The sequence below is a fragment of the Streptomyces deserti genome, assembly GCF_054782695.1.
In genome coordinates, this window is the sequence record NZ_BAAGRZ010000001.1 from 758,326 (window position 1) to 774,971 (window position 16,646).

The window sequence follows — 16,646 nt, forward strand, 5'->3', positions numbered from 1 at the left end:
GAGTGGCCCGATCAGGCCACGGAGGGTCACATTCGGGCGCGCATCTGTCCTACGGGTCTCACCAGTCTCATCCGTGCCCCGTCAGACGGGCGTGAAGCGAACGGGCCGAGGTGTCGGTGAGGGAGGCGATCTGGTCGACGATCACCCGCTTGCGGGCTCGGTCGTCGCCGGCCCGGTCGAACAGGGCGCGGAACTGCGGGTCCAGGCCGTCCGGGGCGCGGGCGGTGAGCGCCTCGGCGAGTTCCATCACCACGATCCGCTGGTCGGCGCGCAGCCGCTCCTGCTCGGCGCGCTGCATGACGTACAGGTCGGCGACCGCCTTGAGGACCGCGCACTCCATGCGGGTCTCGCGCGGGACGACGAGTTCGGCCGTGTACCGGGTGAGCCGCCCGCCGCCGTACTCCGCACGCGTGGCGCCCTCGGCGGCCATGCAGAAGCGGCCGATGAGCTGGCTGGTGGCGTCCTTCAGACGGGCCTGGGCGACGGCCGTGCCGTCGTAGCCGTGCGGCCACCACTCCTGGGCGAGGAGGCGGTCGAGGGCCTCGGCGAGTTCGGCCGGGTCGGTGTCGGCGGGGACGTACCGTCCGAGGGCGACCTGGAACACCGCCTGGCGTTCCGGTTCGGCGTACAGGCAGCCGGGGTCGATGTGACCGGCGTGCAGGCCGTCCTCCACGTCGTGCACCGAGTAGGCCACGTCGTCGGACCAGTCCATGACCTGCGCCTCGAAGCACGTGCGCGTGCCGGGGGCCTCCTTGCGGACCCAGTCGAAGACCGGACGGTCGTCCTCGTACACGCCGAACTTCGGGGAGGCAGGGTCGGTCGGGTGGGCGCCACGCGGCCAGGGGTACTTGGTGGCGGCGTCCAGGACGGCGCGGGTGAGGTTGAGGCCGACGGAGCCTTCGGCGGTGAAGCGCTTGGGCTCGATGCGGGTGAGGAGCCTCAGCGACTGGGCGTTGCCCTCGAAACCGCCGCAGTCCTGCGCGAACTCGTTGAGGGCCTGTTCGCCGTTGTGGCCGAAGGGGGGGTGGCCGAGGTCGTGGGAGAGGCAGGCGGCTTCCACCAGGTCGGGGTCGCAGCCGAGGGCTGCGCCCAGCTCCCGGCCGACCTGGGCGCATTCGAGGGAGTGGGTGAGGCGGGTGCGGGGGCTGGCGTCCCAGGCCGGGCCCATGGTGCCGGGCGTCACCACTTGGGTTTTACCGGCGAGTCTTCTGAGCGCGGCGGAGTGCAGGACGCGGGCGCGGTCGCGTTGGAAGGCGGTGCGGCCGGGGCGTTTGTCGGGTTCCGGGGCCCAGCGGTCGACTGACGTCGGGTCGTAGGCGGTGGGGGGTGTCGGGGTGCCTGCCATGTGTCGACAGTAAGGGCAGGGCGGTTGCTGTGCGCCCAACCGTCTGCCGGGGTCTGTGTTCGGGCGTGTGCGGGTGGCCCGTGGCTGGTCTCGGGCGGGTGCGGGTGGCCCGCGGCTGGTCGCGCCACGCGGCGGAGCCGCGCATTTGATACAGCCCCGCGCCCCTCGAGGGCGTGCTCCCACTCAGGGCATGCCCCCACCGCCTGCCCTCAGGCCGAAGCCAGCGTCCCCAGGCTCGTGACCGTCAGCGGGGTCGCCAGTGCCTGGTCGTAGCGGTGCAGTACCAGGCGGGCCATCGCCGGGTGGGTGCCCAGTGGGGCCGCGGCGATCCAGGGGGCCGCCTCGGCGCACTCCGTGGCGAAGCGGCCCGGGGCCGTGAAGTACGAGGCGATGGCGATGCGGTGGCGGCCTCGGGCGATCAGGGTGCGTACGGCGGTCTGGACCGTCGGGGTCGCGGCGGAGGCGTAGGCCGGGACCACGGGGACGCCGAGACGGTCGGCGAGGAGCTGGGCCGTACGGCCGGTGTCGATCTTCGACTCGGGGTCGCGGGAGCCGGCGGCGGCGAGGACGACACCGCTCACGCGGCGCGTGTCCTCGTCCGTGCGGGCGGGCCAGCCGGCCTCGACGAGGCGGGCGTGCAGGGCGTCCACGAGGAGGGGGTGCGGGCCGAGGGGGGTGGCCACGCGCGTGCGTGCCCGGGACTCGGCGGCCATCTCGGGGATGTCCTGCTTGACGTGGTAGCCGCGGCTGAGCAGCAGCGGGACGAGGACGGCGTCCGTGTCCGCGAGGGCGGCGAGGGTGTCGGGGAGCAGGGGCTCGTTCAGCTCGATGTGCCCGAGGTGCACGGGCAGGCCGGGGCGCAGCTCGCGGACCTGGTCGAGGAGCGCGCGCACGGTGCTCAGCGCGCGCGGGTCGCGGCTGCCGTGGGCGACGACGACGAGGGCGGGCGGCCCCGGGCGGCGTCGGCCGCCCAGCGGCGAGACAACGCTGAGCTGGCTGGCGAGCTGGCTGCTGATCCGGTTCATGAGGTACGCCGTACTGTCGAGGTGGTCGCGAGGAGCGTCCGACGTGCTCGTGTCACTCGTCTTACTCGTCGCCGTCATGAACCGATGGTGGCGGCGGGACGTTGCCGCCCCGTTGCGCGGGAATGACGGGTTTTTTCCGGGGGTTCACGGTGGGGTTTCAGGGGTGTGTGAGGTGGTGTGACCTGCGGTTTCGTTCCGGGGAGTGAAGCTGGTCACATGTCGTGCGCCGAACCGGAGGGCCCGGCGGGACGTCCCTGACTGTCGAGAGCCGACCGGGGAGGGACCTGTCCGATGCGCCGCCCGAGACTGAGCAGACCGCACGTTCCACGCACGCGTGCCGGGCAGCGGCGGCTGGTGCAGGCCGTGATGGCCGTGTGTGTGCTGGCGCTGCTGCCGGCGACCTGGCTGTACGTCGTGACGGGCGACCGGCTGCGGACGACGGCCGACGTGCCGCGCACCGATGTGGCGGTGGTCTTCGGTGCGGGGCTGTGGGCCGGGGAGCCGTCGCCGTACCTGGCGCACCGGCTGGACGCGGCGGCGCGGCTGTACCGGGAGGGCCGTGTCGAGGTGGTCCTCGTCACCGGCGACAACAGCCGTGCGGAGTACGACGAGCCGGACGCGATGCGCGCCTACCTGACCCGGCACGGCGTCCCGGACGGGCGGATCGTCAGCGACTACGCCGGCTTCGACACCTGGGACTCCTGCGTCCGCGCGAAGAAGATCTTCGGGGTGGACCGGGCGGTCCTCATCAGCCAGGGCTTCCACATCCGGCGGGCGGTGGCCCTGTGCGAGGCGGCGGGTGTCGCGTCGTACGGGGTGGGCGTCGACGCCCGGCACGACGCCACCTGGTACTACGGGGGCGCCCGGGAGATCTTCGCGGCGGGCAAGGCCGCGTTCGACGCGGTGTTCCGGCCCGATCCCCGGTTCCTCGGGCCCGAGGAACCGGGGGTGGAGCGGGCGCTGGAGGCCACCGGGTGATCGGGGGCGTGGCCGAGGCGCCCGCGTCCCTCACGCCGGACGAGCGGCGGCGGGGAGATCCCCGTCCCGGCCGCGTAACAGGGAACCGTCGCGCACGTAACACGGCCGAAGCACGCTGAACGGCATGCAGCAGACCTCCGTGACGCCCACGCACTGCCCGTACTGCGCCCTGCAGTGCGGGATGAATCTGACGCCCGCGGCCGACGGGACCGTCGAGGTGAGCGAGCGCGTGGACTTCCCGGTGAACCGGGGCGCGCTGTGCGGCAAGGGCCGTACGGCGCCGGCGGTGCTCTCCTCCGGGGTGCGGCTCACCTCCCCGCTGGTGCGTTCAGGGGACGGCACGCTGGTGCCCGCCTCCTGGGACGAGGCACTGGACCGGATCGCCGAGGGCCTGTCGCGCACGCGCGCGGAACACGGCCCGGACGCGGTCGGGGTGTTCGGCGGGGGCGGGCTGACGAACGAGAAGGCGTACTCGCTCGGGAAGTTCGCGCGGATCGTGCTGGGCACCTCGCAGATCGACTACAACGGCCGGTTCTGCATGTCGTCGGCGGCTGCGGCGGGTATGAAGGCGTTCGGTCTCGACCGCGGGCTGCCGTTCCCGCTGGAGGACATCCCGAAGACCGGGTGCGTGATCCTGGTCGGGTCGAACCTGGCGGAGACCATGCCTCCGTCGCTGCGTTTCCTGACCGAGCTGAAGAAGAACGGCGGCACGCTGGTCGTCATCGACCCGCGCCGCACCAGGACCGCCGAGCAGGCCGACCTGCACCTGGCGCCCCGCCCCGGCACCGACCTGGCCCTCGCGCTCGGCCTGCTGCACCTGGTGATCGCCGAGGGCAGGACGGACGAGGCGTACATCCAGGAGCGCACGGTCGGCTGGGAGGACGCCCGGGCGGCGGCGATGGCGCACTGGCCGGAGTACGTGGAGCGGATCACGGGGGTGTCCGTTCCCCAACTCCGGGAAACCGTACGGATGTTCTGCGAGCCGGAGCACGCCATGGTGCTCACCGCGCGCGGCCCCGAGCAGCAGTCCAAGGGCACCGACACCGTCGGCGCGTGGATCAACCTCTGCCTGGCGACCGGCCGGGCGGGCCGCCCGCTGTCCGGGTACGGCTGCCTGACCGGGCAGGGCAACGGGCAGGGCGGGCGCGAACACGGCCAGAAGGCCGACCAGTTGCCCGGCTACCGCAAGCTGACGGACCCTCAGGCGCGTCGGCACGTGGCCGAGGTGTGGGGCGTGGACCCGGACAGCCTGCCGGGCCCGGGCCGCAGCGCGTACGAGCTGCTGGACGCGCTGGGCACGGACATCAGGTCGCTGCTGCTGATGGGCTCCAACCCGGTGGTGTCGGCGCCGCGGGCCGCGCACATCGAGGAGCGGTTCAGGTCGCTGGACTTCCTGGCGGTCTGCGATGTCGTGCTGTCGGAGACGGCGGCCCTCGCGGATGTCGTCCTGCCGGTCACGCAGTGGGCGGAGGAGACCGGCACGACGACCAACCTGGAGGGCAGGGTGCTGCTGCGCCGTCAGGCGATCACGCCCCCGGCGGGCGTCCGCAGCGATCTGCACGTCCTGCACGAGCTGGCCGCCCGGCTCGGGGTGGAAAAGGGCTTCCCCACCGACCCCGAGGAGGTCTTCGAGGAGTTGCGCCGGGCGAGCGCGGGCGGGCCCGCGGACTACTCCGGGATCACGTACCGCAGGCTCGCGGAGGAGAACGGGGTGTTCTGGCCGTGTCCGGCGCCCGCGCCCTCGGACGACTCCGAGGACGCCGCGCTGGACGTCCTGCCCGACGATCCGGCCCAGGACGACGAGCCCGTCGGCGTCCATCCGGGTTCGCCCCGCCTCTTCCTGGACCGTTTCGCCACCGAGGACGGGCGGGCCAGGTTCGTCACCGTCTCGCACCGGGCGATCGCCGAGGAGCCGGACGACGAGTACCCCGTCCTGCTGACCACCGGGCGGGTCGTGGCCCAGTACCAGTCCGGCGCCCAGACCCGGCGCGTGGACGAGCTGAACGCCGCCGCGCCCGGTCCCTTCGTGGAACTGCACCCGCGGCTGGCGGCGCGGCTCGGCGCGGCCGAGGGCGATCCGGTGGCCGTCGTGTCCCGGCGGGGCCGGGCGGTCGCCCCGGCCCGCATCACCACCGCCATTCGCCCGGACACCGTCTTCATGCCCTTCCACTGGCCGGGCGAGGGCCGCGCCAACACCCTCACCAACCCCGCGCTCGACCCGACCTCGCGCATGCCGGAGTTCAAGGCGTGCGCGGTGCGGGTGGAGGCGGTGAAGCCGTAGCCCCCGCGCAGGACCACCACCACAGCCGCACCCCCGTTCGTACGGACCCGTCAGAGCCGCCGGGCCCGTGCGGGCGGGGGTGCACTCGTGCGCCGCTCGCGCATGCCGAGCGCCTCGACGCCGTCGGCGTCCAGCAGGGCGACGGCCTCGCGGACGATCGCCGCCGGCTGAGGGAGGGCTGCTCGGGCTCGCGCGCCGGCGCGCCCGCAGCCCGAGCTCGTTGCTCCGCGGGGCCGTTGTCAGTGGCGGGTGCAGGACTGCCCGGCATGATCGAACCGGATCCGCACCGCAACCGGCTGGAGCAGGTGGCGCGGGAGGCGGGCGGCGACTGACCCCGTCACCACGGGGGGTCAGCGCACGTTCACCGCGCTCCAGGCCGCCGCCACCGCGCGGTACTGCGTGCTGCCCGCTCCGTACAGGTCCTTCGCCGCGTTCAGGGTCGCCGTCCGCGCCGCCGCGTAGGTCGTCGAGGACGTCATGTAGACCGTCAGGGCGCGGTACCAGATCCTGCCCAGTGCGGCCCGGCCGATCCCGGTGACCGTCGAGCCGTCGCACGTGGGCGAGTGGTAGGTGACGCCGTTCAGGGTCTTCGTGCCGCTGCCCTCGGCGAGCAGATAGGCGAAGTGGTTCGCGACGCCCGAGGAGTAGTGGACGTCCAGGGTGCCGACCGTCGGGCTCCAGCAGTCCGCCGACCTGCCGTCCCTGGACGGCTTGTCCATGAACCGCAGCGCGGCCTTGCCGAAGCCGGGGCGGACGATCTTCTCGCCGATCAGGTAGTCGCCCGCGTCCCGCGCGTTGTTCGCGTGGAACTCCACCAGCGTGCCGAAGATGTCCGACGTCGCCTCGTTCAGGCCGCCGGACTCTCCCGAGTAGGTCAGGGCCGCCGTCTTCGACGTCACGCCGTGGGACATCTCGTGGCCGGCCACGTCCAGCGACACCAGCGGCCCGAACTGCTTGCCGTCACCGTCGCCGTAGGTCATGCAGAAGCAACTGTCGTCCCAGAACGCGTTGTTGTAGTTCGTGCCGTAGTGCACGCGGCTGTAGGAGCCCTTGCCGTCGCCCGCGATGCCGTGGCGGCCGTGGACGTCCTTGAAGTAGTCCCAGGTGACGTCGGTGCCGTACTGCGCGTCCACGGCGACCGTGGCGCGGTCGGTGGTCGTGCCCGTGCCCCAGTGGTTGTCCGCGTCCGTGAAGACCGTCGCCGGGGCGCGGTTCACGCAGACGCTCAGGACGCACAGGTCCGTCCGGTTCGCCGCGTCGCCCGTGTAGGTGCCGCCGCGCGTCGGGTCCTTGAGCCGGTACGCCGATCCGGCCGGTGTCGTCTCCAGCGGGACCGTGCCGCCGTAGAGCGACCTGCCGTCGCCCGACGCCGTCTCGATGCTGTCCCAGGCGTCGATCCGCTCGCCGGTCACGGCGTCCGTCAGCAGCGTGCGGGCGACCGGGTTGCCGAGCGAGTCCTGGGCCACCGCGTCGGTGCGCCAGGCCAGCCTCGGGGGGCCGTGCAGGGCGTCGACGACCAGCCGGGGCTTGGCCGTCAGCCTTCTGAGCGGCTCGCCGGGGTGCGCGGCCCGCAGCGCGTTCGCGGCCAGGTCGGCGGCCTTCCGCGCCGACAGCTCCGGGGTCACGGTGGTGAGCGAGATCGGGCTCCGCGTCGCGCGGTTCGCGCCCCGGTACGTGCCGTCCGGGGCCAGGTGGAGTACGAAGTCGCCGCCGAGGACGGGGAGTCGGCGGTAGGTGCGGTCGTAGCGGACATGGTGGGTGCCGTCCCGGTCGACGACGACGTCCCTGACCGTCGTCTCCTGCGCCGCGGTGAGGCCCAGGGCGGTGGCCCGGTCGGCGAGGACCGACGCCGCGTTGTCGACCGCTTCGGACCGGCCGGGTCTGTCGGTCGCGCCGGAGGAGGGAGCGAGTGCGGTGGCGAGCAGGGCGGTGGTGGTGGCGGCCAGGGTGTACAGCCGTATCCGGCTCATCGGTCTCCTTGAACTCGGCGCGCTGAGGGTGACCAAGATTCAAGGTGGCGCGGACATGCCATGACCAGGGCGGATACGTGCAGGTGTGTGAGGGGAGAGAATCGTTTCTGTGAGGCCCTCTTCCCAACTGCCCTTCTTCGTCTACGGCACCCTCCGCCCCGGCGAGGTCAACCACGACCTCTTCCTGCGCGGCCGCACCCGCTCCGAGGAGCCGGGACGGCTCCTGGGCGCGGTGCTGTACGACGGGCCCGGCTACCCGTACGCCGTCGAGGAGCCGGGCGGGACGGTGAGCGGGGAGCTGGTCACCGCCCTGCCGGAGGCGTACGGCGCGCTGCTGGCCGAGCTGGACCGGCTGGAGGAGTACGCGCCGGCGTCGCCGCGGAACCTCTACGAACGCGTCGAGCGGGAGGTGCTCCGTGACGCCGACGGCACGCCCGTGCGGGCCTGGGTGTACATCGCCGCGCCCGCCGTCGCCGCCCGGCTGCGCTCCCGGGGGAAGCCGATCGAGGGCGGGGACTGGCGGGCGCGGCGGTGAGGCAGGCAGCCTCCTGATACGGCCGGTGCAGGCAGCCTCCTGATACGGCCGGTCAGCCCGCGTACGGCCGCCTCTCCCGGGCCTCCCGCAACGCCCACCCCCACCAGGCGAGTTGATCCAGCATGGCCTTGGCCGCCGCGTCCGGGCCCGAGGGGTCCTTCAGGCGGCCGGCGTCGTCGAAGGACGCGCCGGCGTTGTGGAAGGAGACGGTGTCGCGGATCGTCACGGCGTGGAGCTCGGCGAAGACCTGCCGGAGGTGTTCGGCGGCGCGCAGACCGCCCGCGAGGCCGCCGTAGGAGACGAGGGCGACGGGTTTGGCGCGCCACTCGGTGAAGTGCCAGTCGATGAGGTTCTTCAGGCCTGCCGGGAAGGAGTGGTTGTACTCGGGGGTGAGGACGACGAAGGCGTCCGCGCGGGCCAGCTTCGGGCTGACCTCGGCGAGCGCGGCGGCGGCCTCGGGGGTCCGGTCGAAGGACGTGGGCAGGTCGGCCTCGGCGACGTCCACGACGTCGGGCACCAGGTCCTCGCGGCCCCGGATGCGGTCGAGGAGCCAGTCGGCGACGACGGGGCCGAAGCGGCCGTGGCGGTTGCTGCCGACGACGACGGTCACATGGAGGGCATCGGTTGCTGTCTTCATGCGGCACAGCCTCGTATCTCAACTTAAGTTGAGGTCAAGCCCCGCCGCGCCGGTCCCGGTCACCCGTTCACACGCGTGCCCCGACCCTTTTCCGGGGCAGGCCCGCCGTACGCCGCTGACCTGCTGAAACGACATCACGAAGACCCCGGCCCCACCCTCGCCCGGCACCCGTCCACCCCCTTTCTGACCCTCCTTCAGGAAGCGCGCTCGCCGTGCTGCCCCTTACCTCGGAAGGACAGGGGCAACGACCGACAGCTCGACAGCTCGACAGCTCGAAGGAGCACCGATGCGACGTACCGTCCGGCTGCTGACCGGTACCGCGCTGACCGTCGCCACCGCGGGTCTCCTCGCCGCACCCGCGTACGCGTCCGGATCCGGCACCGGCGGCCTGGAGGTGCACCCGTCCTCCGTCATCCCGGGCGAGCGGGTCACGGTGAACACGGCGGCCTGCGGCGACGGGGGCACGGCGGCGGGTGACGCCAGCGCGGTGGGGGCCGGTTCCTTCACGCTGGCGCCGGGCGCCCGCGAGCAGGACGTGGTCGGGGAGTTCAGGGTGCCGCCGGGCGCCCAGCCGGGGACGTACGAGATCGTCGCGACCTGCGGCGAGGGCGGCCTGCGGGTGACGGGCGACCTGGTGGTCACGCTGACGGCACCGCGCGAGCAGGTGCTCCCGAAAGGAAGCGTGAAGACGGGGGTCGGCGGCGCACTGGGCCCCGATCCCGTGCAGACCGCGGCCGGTGTGGCGGCCCTCGCCGTCGCCGCCGCGGGCGGTACCTGGCTCCTGCATCGCCGGGCGAGAGGCGACGGGATCTGACGGACACCCTCCGCTGTCCGTCCGCCGGTACCGCACGTCCCCTCCCCCTCCGGGTCCGAAGCCCCTCGCGGCCCGGAGGGGGGGTACGGGGGGTCAGCTCAGGATCCAGGAGAGGGTGGAGAGGGTGCTGTCATGCGCAGGGTCGGCAACGCCGCGATAGCGGCCGTCACCGCGGCAGCCCTGTGTTCGGGTACGTGGCTCGTGCTGGACGGTGCCGGGACGCACGCCCCGCCGCAGCCCTCCGCCGCCCAGGCGCGCTCGGAGCAGGACGGCCGGCGGCCCGCCGCACCCGCGCTGCCGCCGTCCCCGCCGGACCGCATCCGCATCCCCGCGATCCGCGTGAACGCGCCCCTGACGGGCCTCGGGCTGACCGCGACCGGCAGCCTCGACGTCCCGCCCGCCGACCGGAAGAACCTCGCCGGCTGGTACGAGGCCGGCACCACCCCCGGCGAGACGGGCACCGCCATCGTCGCCGGCCACGTCGACAACGCCGACGGGCCCGCCGTCTTCTACGCCCTCGGCGCCCTGAAGAAGGGCAGCACCGTCGAGGTGGACCGGCGGGACGGCAGCGTCGCCGTGTTCACCGTCGACGCCGTCGAGGTGTACGACGCGAAGGACTTCCCCGACGAGAAGGTGTACGGGGCGGCCCGGCGGCCCGAGCTGCGGGTCATCACCTGCGGCGGCGGCTACTCACGCGCCACGGGCTACCAGGGCAACGTCGTCGTCTTCGCGCACCTGACCGGCAGCCGCTGAGCCCGCTCCCGCCCCGGGGTACGCGCCCCCCAGGATGTTCTCCCGCCCCCACGCGCCGAGCGGGCCCAGCGCCTCGTTGAGGGAGACGCCCCGGGGCGTCAGCGAGTACTCCACGCGGGGCGGCACCTCGTCGTACGCCTCGCGGTGCACGATGCCGTCGGCCTCCAGCTCGCGCAGCTGCGCGGCGAGCACCTTCTCCGTGACCCCGGGCAGCTCCCGGCGCAGCTCGCCGAAGCGGCACGGCCGCTCGTTCAGCGCCCAGAGGATCAGCACCTTCCACTTGCCGCCGATCACGTCCATCGCCGCGTCGATCCCGCACACGTACGCCCCCGGCCGCCGTACCGTCGCCATGCCCGACACCCTCCCCTGTCCTTGGCCTGGATGCTTTCCCGGGAGTAACCACCCACTCGGAAGTACGTACTTGAGCAGGCCGTTCTCCTGCGGCGAGTCTGATCGCCATGACCGACAACGCCGTTTCCCCCAGCTCTGTTTCCCGCAGCTCTGTTTCCCGCACCGCCTCCCGCACCCCCGTCACCCTGCTCGGCACCGGCGCCATGGGCACCGCGCTCGCCCGCGCGTGGCTCGCCGCCGGGCACCCGGTGACCGTCTGGAACCGCACCCCCCGCCGCGCCGAGGCCCTCGTCGCCGAAGGCGCCACGATCGCCCGGTCCGCCGCGGAGGCGGTGGCCGCGAACCGGCTCGTGGTCGCCTGCCTGCTCGACGACGCCTCCGTGGGAGAGACCCTGGAGGGAGCCGACCTGACCGGGCGGGACCTGGTGAACCTCACCACCGGCACGCCCGGCCAGGGCCGTGCCCGTGCCGCCTGGGCCGAGGCGCGCGGTGCCCGTTTCCTGGACGGCGGGATCATGGCCGTACCGCCGATGGTCGGGGTTCCGGAGGCCGGGGGCTACGTCTTCTACAGCGGCTCCGCCGCCCTCTTCGAGGAGCACCGGGACACCCTCGCCGTCCCGGTCGGCACCCGCTACGTCGGCACCGACCCGGGCTTCGCCGCGCTGCACGACGTGGCGCTGCTGAGCGCGATGAGCGGCCTGTTCGCGGGCGTGTCACACGCCTTCGCGCTGATCCGCCGGGAGGACATCGCCCCGAAGGACTTCGCGCCCCTGCTCGTGTCCTGGCTCACCGCGATGGCCCCGGCCGTGCACCAGACCGCCGAGCACCTGGAGAGCGGCGACTACACCAAGGACGTCGTCTCCAACCTCGAGATGCAGGTCGCGGGCAACGCCACGCTGCTGCGGACGGCCGAGGAGCAGGGCGTCAGCGCGGAGCTGATCAGGCCGTACCTGGACCTGATGGCGCGCCGGCTCGCCGACGGGCACGGCGACGAGGACGGCACGGGGGTGATCGACCTGCTCGTCCGTGCGGCACGCTAGGCGAGCCACTGCTCGTACGCCAGGTTCGCCACCAGCGCGAAGACGACCGTCAGCAGCACGATCCGCACGAAGCCGCTGCCCTTCTTCAGGGCCGTACGGGCGCCCAGCGTGCCGCCCGCCAGGTTGAACTACGGCCATCAGCGCGGCGAGCTGCCACAGCACCGCGCCCTGCCAGGCGAACGTGGCGAGGGCGCCCGCGATGGGGGTCCGCCCTGCTCGAGCGAAGCCGAGAGCTTGGGGGAAACAACAGGATCACGAAGGCCGCGACCCCGAGCAGCACCACCATGATCACCGGCTTGAGGACCTCCGTGCTCATCCCCGCCGCGACAAGGCCCCGGCGGACGATCCGGCCAGGGCGGCCAGCCCGATCCGTACGGCCGTCCCGACGTCCACCGGGGCCTTGCGGGCGTACTCCCCCACTGCCCAAAGGGCGTGGGAGGTGCCCCCATCCGCCGCGCCGGTCGTGCCGACGATGGCGGCCGCCTTGTTGGTGCCGAGCGCGTGCGCGGCCGGGGTGCCGGCGGGCCGGTCGTAGACGATGCCACCTGCACGGAAACCCTGTGCGGTCACCGCACGGCCCGGCCTCGCCCCACCCCGCCTCACAGCACGCCCCCGCCCCGCCCTCCGAACCCTCACACCCACCCCCCGCCCCCGCTGAGGGCAGCGTTCCTCGCGGGAAACAGAGGTGATGCTGCCGGGTAACACCGGCACCGCACGCTCAAGTGCATGACCTCGAATAAGCGTGTGGTGGTGATCGGCACCGGCCTCGCGGGCGTACGTCTCGCCCGGCGGCTCGGTGAGCTCGGCACGCCCGTGACGCTGATCGGCGAGGAGGAGCACCGCCCGTACAACCGGGTGCTGCTCGCCGAAGTGCTGGCCGGACGTTACAGCCCCGAGGTGATCGCCCTGCCGGCGCCCGCGGAGCTGACCCGCGGGCGGGTCACCGGCATCGACCGCGCTCAGCGCACGGTGCGCTGCGCGGACGGCTCGGTGATCGCGTACGACACGCTGGTCCTGGCCACCGGCTCCAACCCGGTGCTGCCGCCGCTGCGCGGCCTGTTCACCGAGAACCACGAACTGCCCGAGGGCGTGCACGCCTTCCGCACCATGGACGACTGCCTGGGCCTGTCCAAGGCGGTCCGGCCGGGGGCGAAGGCGGTCGTCATCGGCGGCGGGCTCCTCGGGGTCTCGGCGGCCCGGGCGCTCGCGATGCGCGGCGCGCAGGTCGTCCTCGCCCAGCAGGCCGAGCGGCTGATGGAGCGCCAGCTCGACCCGGCCGCCTCCAAGCTCGTCCGGCGGCACCTGGTCGACCTGGGCGTCGAGGTCCACACCGAGTGCCGCGTGCGGGACGTGCGCTGCGTCGGCGGCGCGGTCCGCTCGGTGGAGATGGCCGACGGGTACGCCCTCGACGCCGACCTCGTGGTCCTGGCCTGCGGCGTCCACCCCCGGGTGGGCCTCGCGCAGACCGCGGGACTGGAGGTCCGCAAGGGCATCGTCGTCGACGACGAGCTCCGTACCTCCGACCCGCACATCCACGCCATCGGCGACTGCGCGCAGCACGACGGCACGGTGTACGGGCTCGCCACCCCGGCGCTCGAACAGGCCGACGCGCTCGCCGAGTTGCTGGCCGGTGACGGCACCGCCCGCTACACCGGCACCCGTTCCCTGACCCGGCTCACGCTGGCCGGGCAGAGCGCCTTCGACCTCGCCGCGTTCGGTGAGACGGAGGCGCGCCCGGGCGACGACGTCGTCCAGCTCACCGACGCCACCCGCGGCACCTACCGCAAGGTCGTCGTCCGCGACGACCGCCTGGTCGGCGGGGTCCTCGTCGGCGAACTCGGCACGGTCGGCGCGCTCGCCCGCGCCTGGGAGGGAGCAGAGCCGCTCCCCGACAACGGCCCCCTGCTCCACCTGCTCACCAACGATGGAGGCTCCTGATGACCGCCACTGGGGCGACCCCCACGATCGTGCTCGTCGGCCATGGCATGGTCGGCCAGCGCTTCCTCGAAGCGCTCGCCGAGCGCGGCCTGACCGCCACGCACCGCGTGGTCGTGCTGTGCGAGGAGCCGCGTCCGGCGTACGACCGTGTCCAGCTCACCTCGTACTTCTCGGGCAAGACGCCCGAGGACCTCTCCATGACGGACATGGAGTTCATCAAGGACCACGGCATCGAGCTGTACGTCGGTGACCCGGCCGAGTCCATCGACCGGGAGGCCCGCAAGGTCACCGCCCGCTCGGGTCTCGTCGTCGACTACGACGTGCTCGTGCTGGCCACCGGCTCCTACCCGTTCGTGCCGCCGGTGCCGAACAAGGACGCCACCGGCTGCTTCGTCTACCGCACCATCGAGGACCTCCTCGCGATCGAGGAGTACGCGAAGACCAGGGCGTCGACGGGAGCCGTCGTCGGCGGCGGTCTGCTCGGTCTGGAGGCGGCCGGTGCGCTCAAGGGCCTGGGTGTCGAGACGCACATCGTGGAGTTCGCGCCGCGTCTGATGCCGGTGCAGGTCGACGAGGGCGGCGGTGCCGCGCTGCTGCGCACCATCGAGGACATGGGCCTGACGGTCCACTGCGGCACGGGCACGCAGGAGATCGTGGTCGGCGAGGACGGCTCGGTCACCGGCATGAAGCTGTCCGACGGCTCGACCATCGCCACCGACATGGTGATCTTCTCGGCCGGTGTCCGCCCCCGCGACCAGCTGGCCCGCGACTGCGGCCTGACGGTCGGCGAGCGCGGCGGCATCAGCGTCGACGAGCAGTGCCGTACGGTCACCGACCCGCACGTGTTCGCGATCGGCGAGTGCGCGCTGGCCGCCGACGGCCGGGTGTACGGCCTGGTGGCGCCGGGTTACGAGCAGGCCGAGACGGCGGCGGCGACGATCGCCGCCGACGAGGAGGCCGCCTTCACCGGTGCCGACCTGTCCACCAAGCTGAAACTGCTCGGCGTGGACGTCGCCTCCTTCGGCGACGCGCACGGCACCACCGAGGACTGCCTGGACGTCGTCTACTCCGACTCCCGCGCGGGCCTGTACAAGAAGCTGGTCATCGGCCGCGACGGCACGCTGCTCGGCGGCATCCTGGTCGGTGACGCGGAGGCGTACGGCACGCTGCGGGCCTTCACCGGCTCGGTCCCGCCGGTCTCCCCCGAGTCCCTGGTGCTGCCGGCCGGTGCCGGGGAGTCCGCCCAGCTCGGCCCGTCCGCGCTGCCGGACGACGCGATCATCTGCTCCTGCCACAACGTCAGCAAGGGCACGATCCGCGGCGCGGTCACCGACCACCAGTGCACCACGGTGCCCGAGGTCAAGAAGTGCACCAAGGCCGGCACCGGCTGCGGCTCCTGCGTCAAGGTCCTCGGCCAGCTCGTCAACGCCGAGCTGGAGGCCAGCGGCATCGAGGTCGACAAGGGCCTGTGCGGCTGCTTCTCGCAGACCCGCGAGGAGCTGTACGAGATCGTCCTCGCCCTGCGCATCAACTCCTACCAGGACCTGCTGGACCGCTACGGCCGCGAGGAGGCCCGGAGCGGCGACGGCTGCGAGATCTGCAAGCCGACGGTCGGCTCGATCATCGCCTCCCTCGCCCCGACGATCGGCGCGAGCGGCTACGTCCTGGACGGCGAGCAGGCGGCCCTGCAGGACACCAACGACCACTTCCTGGCCAACCTGCAGAAGAACGGCTCGTACTCGGTCGTGCCGCGCATCCCCGGCGGTGAGATCGCCCCGGAGAAGCTGATCGTGATCGGCGAGATCGCCCGCGACTTCGGCCTCTACACGAAGATCACCGGCGGCCAGCGGATCGACATGTTCGGCGCCCGCGTCGAGCAACTGCCGCTGATCTGGGCCCGGTTGGTGGACGCCGGTTTCGAGTCCGGCCACGCGTACGGCAAGGCGCTGCGCACCGTGAAGTCCTGCGTCGGCCAGACCTGGTGCCGCTACGGCGTCCAGGACTCCGTCCGCATGGCGATCGACCTGGAGCTGCGCTACCGGGGCCTGCGCTCCCCGCACAAGCTGAAGTCGGCCGTCTCCGGCTGCCAGCGCGAGTGCGCCGAGGCCCAGTCGAAGGACTTCGGCGTGATCGCCACCGCCAACGGCTGGAACCTGTACGTCGGCGGCAACGGCGGCGCGACCCCGCGCCACGCGGACCTGCTCGCGCAGGACCTGAGCGACGACGAGCTGATCCGCCTGATCGACCGGTTCCTGATGTTCTACATCCGCACCGCCGACCGCCTGGAGCGCACCTCGACCTGGCTGGAACGGATCCCGGGCGGCCTGGACCACGTACGGGACGTCGTGGTGCACGACTCGCTCGGCATCTGCGAGGAACTGGAGCAGCTGATGGCGGCCCATGTCGCCCACTACCGCGACGAGTGGGCCGAGACCATCAACGACCCCGAGAAGCTCGCCCGGTTCGTGTCCTTCGTGAACGCGCCGGACACCCCGGACCCGGTCGTCGCCTTCGTCCCCGAGCGGGACCAGATGAAGCCCGACCTGCCGCTGCTGACCATCGGCATGCGGCCGACCGAATCCAAGGAAGCCGCCCTGGAAGGAAGCGCCCAGCGATGACCCTGGCACCCGAGACCACCGACCTGAAGGTCCGACTGCGGCTGGACGACGGAGAGGACGCCTGGTTCACGGTCTGCGACCTGAGCGTGCTGTTCCCCGGCCGCGGGGTGGCGGCACTGCTGCCGGACGGCCGCCAGGTGGCCCTCTTCCGCGACCGGAACGGCCAGCTGTACGCCATCGACAACCGCGACCCGTTCACCGGCGCGGCGGTCCTCTCCCGCGGTCTGACCGGCAGCCACCGGGGCCGCCCGTTCGTGGCCTCCCCGCTGCTGAAGCAGCGCTTCGACCTGGAGTCGGGGCAGTGCCTGGACGACGAGGCCGTGCGGGTGGCGACGTACGAGGTGCGGACCTCCTAGCCTCG

At 72.9% G+C, this 16,646-nt stretch carries 14 protein-coding genes and 1 pseudogene; 9 read left to right on the plus strand and 6 right to left on the minus strand.

Going from position 1 to position 16,646, the window contains the following annotated elements:
• Positions 1 to 67: 67 nt before the first annotated feature.
• Together ACYVMZ_RS03435 and ACYVMZ_RS03440 are read right to left on the minus strand one after the other, a co-directional pair.
• Complete coding sequence (locus ACYVMZ_RS03435; protein ID WP_461075241.1) at positions 68 to 1,345, minus strand: deoxyguanosinetriphosphate triphosphohydrolase; 1,278 nt, start codon at positions 1,343 to 1,345, stop codon at positions 68 to 70.
• Between the two features lie 209 nt (positions 1,346 to 1,554).
• On the minus strand, positions 1,555 to 2,448 hold the full coding sequence (locus ACYVMZ_RS03440) for a sirohydrochlorin chelatase (protein WP_461075243.1): 894 nt from the start codon (positions 2,446 to 2,448) through the stop codon (positions 1,555 to 1,557).
• A 213-nt stretch (positions 2,449 to 2,661) separates the two neighbouring features.
• Between ACYVMZ_RS03440 and ACYVMZ_RS03445 the strand changes: the two genes are divergently transcribed.
• Both ACYVMZ_RS03445 and ACYVMZ_RS03450 read left to right on the plus strand, forming a co-directional pair.
• A complete protein-coding gene (locus tag ACYVMZ_RS03445; protein WP_461075245.1) occupies positions 2,662 to 3,348 on the plus strand; it encodes a SanA/YdcF family protein in 687 nt (228 codons plus the stop codon).
• Positions 3,349 to 3,472: 124 nt separating this feature from the next.
• Complete coding sequence (locus tag ACYVMZ_RS03450) at positions 3,473 to 5,629, plus strand: molybdopterin oxidoreductase family protein (protein ID WP_461075247.1); 2,157 nt, start codon at positions 3,473 to 3,475, stop codon at positions 5,627 to 5,629.
• 350 nt (positions 5,630 to 5,979) lie between these two features.
• On the opposite strand, the gene ACYVMZ_RS03455 is transcribed toward ACYVMZ_RS03450, so the two are convergent.
• A complete protein-coding gene (locus ACYVMZ_RS03455) occupies positions 5,980 to 7,599 on the minus strand; it encodes a M4 family metallopeptidase (RefSeq protein WP_461075249.1) in 1,620 nt (539 codons plus the stop codon).
• A 109-nt stretch (positions 7,600 to 7,708) separates the two neighbouring features.
• Between ACYVMZ_RS03455 and ACYVMZ_RS03460 the strand changes: the two genes are divergently transcribed.
• Entirely contained in the window at positions 7,709 to 8,134 is a 426-nt protein-coding gene (locus ACYVMZ_RS03460) for a gamma-glutamylcyclotransferase family protein (RefSeq protein WP_461075251.1), read from the plus strand.
• A 52-nt stretch (positions 8,135 to 8,186) separates the two neighbouring features.
• Here ACYVMZ_RS03460 and ACYVMZ_RS03465 read toward each other — a convergent pair whose 3' ends face one another.
• The gene (locus ACYVMZ_RS03465; protein ID WP_461075253.1) at positions 8,187 to 8,771 is read right to left on the minus strand and encodes an NADPH-dependent FMN reductase; all 585 of its coding nucleotides are present in this window, start codon (positions 8,769 to 8,771) and stop codon (positions 8,187 to 8,189) included.
• Between the two features lie 286 nt (positions 8,772 to 9,057).
• On the opposite strand from ACYVMZ_RS03465, the gene ACYVMZ_RS03470 reads away from it, so the two are divergent.
• On the plus strand, positions 9,058 to 9,585 hold the full coding sequence (locus ACYVMZ_RS03470) for a hypothetical protein (RefSeq protein ID WP_461075255.1): 528 nt from the start codon (positions 9,058 to 9,060) through the stop codon (positions 9,583 to 9,585).
• 132 nt (positions 9,586 to 9,717) lie between these two features.
• Positions 9,718 to 10,338: a class F sortase gene (locus tag ACYVMZ_RS03475; RefSeq protein WP_461075257.1), complete on the plus strand. Its 621-nt coding sequence runs from the start codon at positions 9,718 to 9,720 to the stop codon at positions 10,336 to 10,338.
• On the opposite strand, the gene ACYVMZ_RS03480 is transcribed toward ACYVMZ_RS03475, so the two are convergent.
• Complete coding sequence (locus tag ACYVMZ_RS03480; protein ID WP_461075259.1) at positions 10,276 to 10,689, minus strand: winged helix-turn-helix transcriptional regulator; 414 nt, start codon at positions 10,687 to 10,689, stop codon at positions 10,276 to 10,278. The genes ACYVMZ_RS03475 and ACYVMZ_RS03480 overlap by 63 nt on opposite strands.
• A 107-nt stretch (positions 10,690 to 10,796) precedes the next feature.
• Between ACYVMZ_RS03480 and ACYVMZ_RS03485 the strand changes: the two genes are divergently transcribed.
• Positions 10,797 to 11,729: an NAD(P)-dependent oxidoreductase gene (locus ACYVMZ_RS03485; protein WP_461075261.1), complete on the plus strand. Its 933-nt coding sequence runs from the start codon at positions 10,797 to 10,799 to the stop codon at positions 11,727 to 11,729.
• On the opposite strand, the pseudogene ACYVMZ_RS03490 reads toward ACYVMZ_RS03485, so the two are convergent.
• Positions 11,726 to 12,254 (minus strand): annotated as a pseudogene (locus tag ACYVMZ_RS03490) (sulfite exporter TauE/SafE family protein); the annotation flags it as partial. The gene ACYVMZ_RS03485 and the pseudogene ACYVMZ_RS03490 overlap by 4 nt on opposite strands.
• Positions 12,255 to 12,455: 201 nt before the next feature.
• Here ACYVMZ_RS03490 and ACYVMZ_RS03495 point away from each other — a divergent pair.
• The 3 genes from ACYVMZ_RS03495 to nirD are packed head-to-tail and all read left to right on the plus strand — an operon-like array spanning position 12,456 to position 16,641.
• Entirely contained in the window at positions 12,456 to 13,667 is a 1,212-nt protein-coding gene (locus ACYVMZ_RS03495) for an NAD(P)/FAD-dependent oxidoreductase (RefSeq protein WP_461075263.1), read from the plus strand.
• The gene (gene nirB / locus ACYVMZ_RS03500; RefSeq protein WP_461075265.1) at positions 13,667 to 16,285 is read left to right on the plus strand and encodes a nitrite reductase large subunit NirB; all 2,619 of its coding nucleotides are present in this window, start codon (positions 13,667 to 13,669) and stop codon (positions 16,283 to 16,285) included. The genes ACYVMZ_RS03495 and nirB overlap by 1 nt, the downstream gene beginning before the upstream one ends.
• Positions 16,282 to 16,641 carry a nitrite reductase small subunit NirD gene (nirD, locus tag ACYVMZ_RS03505; protein WP_461075267.1) on the plus strand — a complete coding sequence of 120 codons (360 nt, stop codon included), beginning with the start codon at positions 16,282 to 16,284 and terminating at the stop codon, positions 16,639 to 16,641. Before nirB ends, nirD begins: the two co-directional genes overlap by 4 nt.
• The last annotated feature ends 5 nt before the right edge of the window (positions 16,642 to 16,646 follow it).